This window comes from Sporolactobacillus shoreicorticis, assembly GCF_024125445.1.
In the GTDB taxonomy this organism is placed as follows: Bacteria; Bacillota; Bacilli; order Bacillales; family Sporolactobacillaceae; genus Sporolactobacillus; species Sporolactobacillus shoreicorticis.
The window spans coordinates 70857-76991 of record NZ_JAMXWM010000019.1 but is presented as its reverse complement, the minus strand read 5'-3'; the positions used below and the strand labels follow the sequence as shown (position 1 = coordinate 76991).

Here is a 6135-nt window from a genome sequence, read left to right as displayed (position 1 = left end):
GTCCGGCAAAACCTACGTCTGGTGGCAAGTCGAACACTAAACCGTCTATGGCTGTCACAGCTAAGTTTGTGTCTTCATCGTAGGCTTGGTGAATCCCAGTTTTCTAATGCTGTGTATCAATGCATAAAACCATCTTTTCTTGGAAACATAAAGCTGATTTCAGAGTTTCAAGGAAATCGTATGAACTATTGAGTGGCTCTATGCACACTCCGGGGAGGATTAAGTCATTGAGAAAACGACTGATTCGAGGCATATGTGCTGCTATTCTTGCATCGCTCCTGTTGTCTCATGCCTTTGATGCCGCAGCATTTTCAAATCGTGTGATCATGCGCGGCGATACGGGAGAAGATGTCGTCGAGCTTCAAGCGCGTCTTCAGTACATTAGTTTCTATAAGGGAAAAATTGATGGTTCCTTTGGCTACGGAACCTATTGGGCACTGCGTAATTTTCAGTCCCAGTTCGGTTTAACCGTTGATGGTATGGCGGGAAGCACAACCAAGCAAAAACTAATAAAAGCTTCTCAATATGACCAGGCCTTTGTCAATCGCAACATAAGAGAAGGAAACGAATTCACTTACTATGGAGGGATTCCGCTTAATCAGCAAGTGAAGAAGAAAAACAACCAATCATCCGGTGGCAGTGCGAGTAACCAGTCTGGAGGCGGGAATACACCGCAGCAAGGCGGCAACTACACGATGGATAACCTGCCACAAGGCTATTCAAAATCAGATGTGAATCTGATGGCAAACGCGGTTTATGGAGAATCGCGCGGAGAACCCTATATAGGTCAGGTAGCTGTTTCGGCAGTAATTATCAACCGAGTGGCAGACCCGCGCTTTCCAAACAATATATCCGATGTCATTTTTCAGCCTGGCGCATTTACAGCAGTCGCCGACGGGCAAATCTGGCTGACACCGAATGATACCGCTAAGAAAGCGGTAATGGATGCAATTAACGGCTGGGATCCGTCAAATGGGGCTCTCTATTATTTTAATCCGGACACAGCAACCTCTGCATGGATCTGGACGAGACCGCAGATTGGAAAGATTGGCAAACACATTTTTTGTAAATAAGGGGGACGCATATGAAACGCCGTTATTGGATTGTCGGTTTGTCTGTCATCGCGGTCGCTCTGTTGATCGGTTTGGGCGTTTGGGGCTATCAGGAGCACCAAATGAAGAAAACAGTGATGATAAACGCGGAAAATCACTATCAGCAAGCTTTTCATGAACTGACTTATTATGTGGACTCGTTAGAAGAATCTCTTGGGACGGCGCTTGCAATGCAGTCACGAGAATCGATGCGTCCGCAGCTTGTGGAAACTTGGCGATTAAGTGCACTTGCTCATGCGGCAGCAAATGAACTTCCGCTTACATTCCTGCCTTTCAACAGAACCAATGAATTTCTCGCACATGTCGGTGAATTTACCTATAATACAGGAGTCAAAACGATTAATGATCGTCCATTAAGCAGTAAAGAGTTCAAAAATCTGACAAAACTTTATTCAGAATCCATGACAATACGTGACGAATTAAGAGATGTCCAAGCGAAGGTAATGGCGCAGCATCTGCGCTGGATGGATGTTGAACAAGCGCTTAAAAGTAAGAAACAAAATCAGGATAATCAGGTCATTGACGGTATGAAGCGTGTGGACGGGCAAGCAACCGAGTACACGCAAAGCTTCAGCCCTGAAAACCCACACAATGTTGTTCTTGAAAAAAAGAAGATTAATCCGATGAAAGGAGCGCAGGTCAAGAGCAGTCAGGCAATAGAAAACCTAAAGAAATGGGTTAATAAACCGCATGCACAAACACGCAAAGTTACTCAAACGGGCAAAGGGTCAAATGTTCCGGCCTACGAGATCCTTATGAATGATAAGGGAAGATCGCTCAATGCATCGGTAACAAAAAAGGGAGGACATATTACCTGGTTTCTCTTTGAGCGTCCAGTTAAAAAAGAAACCATAAATCTCTATGATGCATCAAAAAGATCGGAGAATTTTCTGAAACAGCGGCAAGTAAAGGATATGATTTTAACCAAGCGCAACAAGTATAATCACGTGGCAGTACTGACTTATGTTCTTCAAAAAAAAGGAGTACGGATCTATCCCGCGTCGATGAGAATAAAGGTCGCCCTTGATAACGGTGAAATCCTTGCATTTGATCAAACCGACTATTTATTTAATAAGTATGATCATGTGCCGCTTCAACCTAAGCTTTCGGAAAAGGAAGCTCGGAAACAACTGAATTCCAATTTGAACGTACAGGAATCGGAGCTTGCTGTTTTTCAGAATCCGATGCTTAAAAATGTGCTTTGCTACGAATTTTTTGCGACGCGAAATAATGATACGTATCGTGTCATGCTGAATGCAGATAATGGCGATCAGGAAAAAATAGAACTTTTGAAGGAATAGGCAGATGGAAACTAGATTGATCTGTCTTTAAGGGACTTGGCTGAACCGTGGCTTCTACTGTATAATAAATACGAGATGCAAGACTTTTGGCTTAATCTGGCAAAAGATACATTCATGGTTGAGTGAAAGATACGGGGGAGACGATCATGAAAATGAAAGTCGGCGAAACACTGGTCTTAGAGCAAATAAACGATCATGCACAAATCGTGCGCTATCGGTGCAAGCTTGCCGAAATTAAAGACAATGCTTTGCTGATTGGGTATCCGATTGAAGAAAAAACAGGAAAGACACCGGTGCTTCTAAATGGAACTGCCTATATGGCTATTTATATTAGTGACAATCAAGTCTTTCGCTTTCCAACAACGTTTATTCAACGAATTTCCGGTCAGGTTCCTTTGATGCTCATGAGTTTTGACGGTGAAGACAGCATGGAAGGGATTCAACGCCGAAATTATGTCCGTGTGGAAGCAAGCTTGGATATTGCGATTCATTCAAGCGAAGGAGCGTTCCGACCTTTTGCGACAATGACCAGTGATATTGGCGGCGGCGGATCACTAATCAATTTACCCAATGACACTGGAATCGAAGAAGAGGATCAAATTGTATCTTGGATCGCTTTGCCAATGACTTCCGGCAGTTATCAATACATCAAGGTGCAGTCACGAGTCATTAAAATTTTTAATGATAAACACACCAACGGGAAAAGGGCCGCCATTAAATTTTTGTTGCAGTCAGAAAGAGAACGCCAGCCGATTATACGCTATTGCTTTGAGAAACAGTTGGAGGCAAGAAAGAAACTGCTCGAATTGGAATCGCACAGGCATAAAGGCTGATGAGCAGCAAAAAGTTTTGAAGGATTTAAGGTGTCAGTCAAGACAGATGGGAGCAAGCAGGTATTATGGAGAATTTATTTCAAGTAGCCATTGACGGACCGGCAGCCGCAGGGAAAAGCACAGTTGCCAAAATTGCTGCAAAAAAATTGGGATTTGTTTATATTGATACAGGAGCGATGTATCGATCACTCACGTATAAAGCACTTAGAGAAAAAGTCAATTTAAACAATGGCCAAGCGTTGAAAGAATTATTGGATCGAACAGATATTAAACTGGTACAAGAGGTCGACGGGCAAAAAGTATATGTGGACGGAGATGATGTGACTGATCGTATTCGTTATCCTGACGTCTCCGAACATGTCTCGCTGGTTTCTTCTTATAAGGCTGTGCGAACTGAGATGGTGAGTCGACAGCGTAAGTTGGCACAATCGTGCAGCGTTGTCATGGATGGACGAGACATCGGAACGCATGTACTTCCGAATGCGCAAGTTAAACTATTCTTAATTGCTTCAGTTGAAGAGCGGGCGATCCGCAGATACCGTGAAGAACTTCAAAAGGGCAGACATCCGTCCATGGAAATGTTGAAAGAATCCATCGCACTCAGAGACAAGAAGGATATGGAGCGTGATGCCTCTCCGCTTGTTAAAGCAGCAGACGCAGTGGCGCTTGATACCACTTCACTCAGTATTGAAGAAGTAGTTGAGAAGATTCTGCATTTTGTGAAGGAGAAGCAGCCATCTTGAATCTTTATTCTTTTGGAAAACCAATTGTCAAATTGTTTTATCAATTGACTTTTAAAATCCAAGTCATTGGACTGGAAAATGTTCCGGGGCAGGGCGGTGTGCTGATCTGCAGCAATCATCTTTCTAATTTCGATCCACCGATGGTCGGTGTCAGTCTCTCAAGACCATTGAGCTTTGTCGCTAAATCAGAGCTTTTTGACATACCTGGTTTCGGGCGATTACTGAGTCACTTAAATGCTTTTCCAATTCGACGAGGTACCGGTGATCGTGGTGCACTTCGTTTAGCAATAAAACTTATTCGTGAGGGTCATGCACTGCTTATTTTTCCTGAAGGACATCGAAATTTGGAACATGCACCAATGAAAAAAGGACTGTCCGGAGCAGGATTCTTTGCATTGCAAACGGATGCGGTTGTTCTGCCATGTGCGATTATCGGAAACTATAGATTTAGAAGCACGATGAAAATTATTTTCGGCAAACCGATTAACACGAAGGAAATGAAAGAATTGAAACTGAAATCTTCAGAGGCAAGTGCAGTGATCATGGAGCATATTCAGGCATTGCTTGATGAGCATACAGGGCCAACTGCTTGACAAAAGCGTCTATTTGTAAGAAGTTATGAGTAGGATATTTTCTCGGCTGGTTAATTAAAGGAGGTCCCGGAGAATGGTTGAAGAAGTGAATCATGAAATGGCGTCTTTCGATGCGATTGGTGTAGGCGACGTAGTTAGTGGCAAAGTAACAAAAGTTGAAGAAAAACATGCGTTAGTCGATGTTGGATATAAAGTAGACGGCATTCTGCCGATCAGCGAACTTTCAAGTCTTCATGTAGAAAAAGTATCAGACATGCTGCATGAAGGTGACGAGATCAGTGTAAAGGTCACGAAACTGGAAGATGACGAACTTGTCCTGTCAAAACGCGAAGTTGATGCTGACAGGGCATGGGGTGATCTTGAAGCTAAATTTAACGAAAAGACAACGTTTTCTGTTGAGATTGCCGATGTTGTTAAAGGCGGCTTGGTCGTTGATTTAGGTGTTCGCGGGTTTATTCCTGCTTCCCTCGTTGAACGTCATTTTGTTGAGGATTTCAGTGATTATAAAGGCAAGCCTCTCGACGTTAAAATTGTCGAATTAGACCGTGAAAAGAGGAAGGTTATCCTCTCGCATCGGGCGGTTTTGGATGAGGAAGCTGATCAGAAAAAAATCGAGACACTTCAGGGGATTAAAGAAGGCTCCGTTCTTGAGGGGACTGTTCAACGGCTGACTGATTTCGGTGCATTTGTGGATATTGGCGGAGTCGATGGACTTGTTCACATTTCTCAGCTTGCTCATTATCATGTGGAAACGCCTTCTGAAGTTGTTTCCGAAGGGGATAAAGTCAAGGTCAAAGTTTTATCGGTAGATCCTGATAATGAGCGGATTTCATTGTCAATTAAGGCAACTCAGCCGGGTCCTTGGGAAACAGCAAAATCGAAAATCAGCGCTGGTGATGTCCTTAAAGGAAAAGTGAAAAGGCTTGTTCCATTTGGTGCTTTTGTCGAATTGCTTCCAGGTGTTGAAGGGTTGGTTCATATCTCTGAAATTTCACGTGATCATATCGGAACTCCTGAAGAAGTGCTTTCAGAAGACCAGCAAATTAAGGTGAAAGTTCTGGATGTGAATTTTGATGAACAGCGGGTATCATTGAGCATTAAAGCTCTTGAAGAACCAAAGGCTGAAAAGCACGCGGAACAGCCGGCTGAAGCTCCTGAGATTGAAGAAGCAGCAACAGGTTTTTCACTTGGCGACATGATTGGCGATCAACTGAAAAAATATAAATAATTTAATCCATGCACATAAAAGAGGCGGAAAATGTTTGGAGGCTACCTGCTTCCTGCTTTTTCCGCTTTTTCAGGGCAGTGGTGGACTTAATCTAAGCAATAGGATTTGTATCGTTTATTTCTGCATGGGCAATGATTGAGATAAGCAATCTGAGAACGTTATTATTTCTGAACCTCTCCTGATAAAGGAAAGGTTTCTTTTATGACCGGCTTTTATCTGATTGCTGACGGTTGTTAAAGATGGAGAACATGTTTCAGCACGGATGAGAGAACCTAATGATGAGCAATAAATTGATGAAGATTGCAGGTGAATTTTGCGCCTAATC

At 43.1% G+C, this 6135-nt stretch carries 6 protein-coding genes; all 6 read left to right on the top strand.

Features of this window, described 5'->3' with window-relative positions:
* The first annotated feature begins 227 nt into the window (after positions 1–227).
* The gene (sleB, locus tag NIE88_RS14865) at positions 228–1073 is read left to right on the top strand and encodes a spore cortex-lytic enzyme (protein ID WP_373689444.1); all 846 of its coding nucleotides are present in this window, start codon (positions 228–230) and stop codon (positions 1071–1073) included.
* A gap of 11 nt (positions 1074–1084) precedes the next feature.
* The gene (gene ypeB / locus NIE88_RS14860; protein ID WP_253063278.1) at positions 1085–2413 is read left to right on the top strand and encodes a germination protein YpeB; all 1329 of its coding nucleotides are present in this window, start codon (positions 1085–1087) and stop codon (positions 2411–2413) included.
* 146 nt (positions 2414–2559) lie between these two features.
* Positions 2560–3246: a flagellar brake protein gene (locus NIE88_RS14855; RefSeq protein ID WP_253063277.1), complete on the top strand. Its 687-nt coding sequence runs from the start codon at positions 2560–2562 to the stop codon at positions 3244–3246.
* Positions 3247–3311: 65 nt separating this feature from the next.
* Positions 3312–3989, top strand: a complete 678-nt coding sequence (gene cmk, locus NIE88_RS14850) for a (d)CMP kinase (protein WP_253063276.1) — start codon at positions 3312–3314, stop codon at positions 3987–3989.
* Complete coding sequence (locus tag NIE88_RS14845; RefSeq protein ID WP_253063275.1) at positions 3986–4582, top strand: lysophospholipid acyltransferase family protein; 597 nt, start codon at positions 3986–3988, stop codon at positions 4580–4582. Before cmk ends, NIE88_RS14845 begins: the two co-directional genes overlap by 4 nt.
* A gap of 73 nt (positions 4583–4655) precedes the next feature.
* The gene (gene rpsA, locus NIE88_RS14840) at positions 4656–5810 is read left to right on the top strand and encodes a 30S ribosomal protein S1 (RefSeq protein WP_253063274.1); all 1155 of its coding nucleotides are present in this window, start codon (positions 4656–4658) and stop codon (positions 5808–5810) included.
* The last annotated feature ends 325 nt before the right edge of the window (positions 5811–6135 follow it).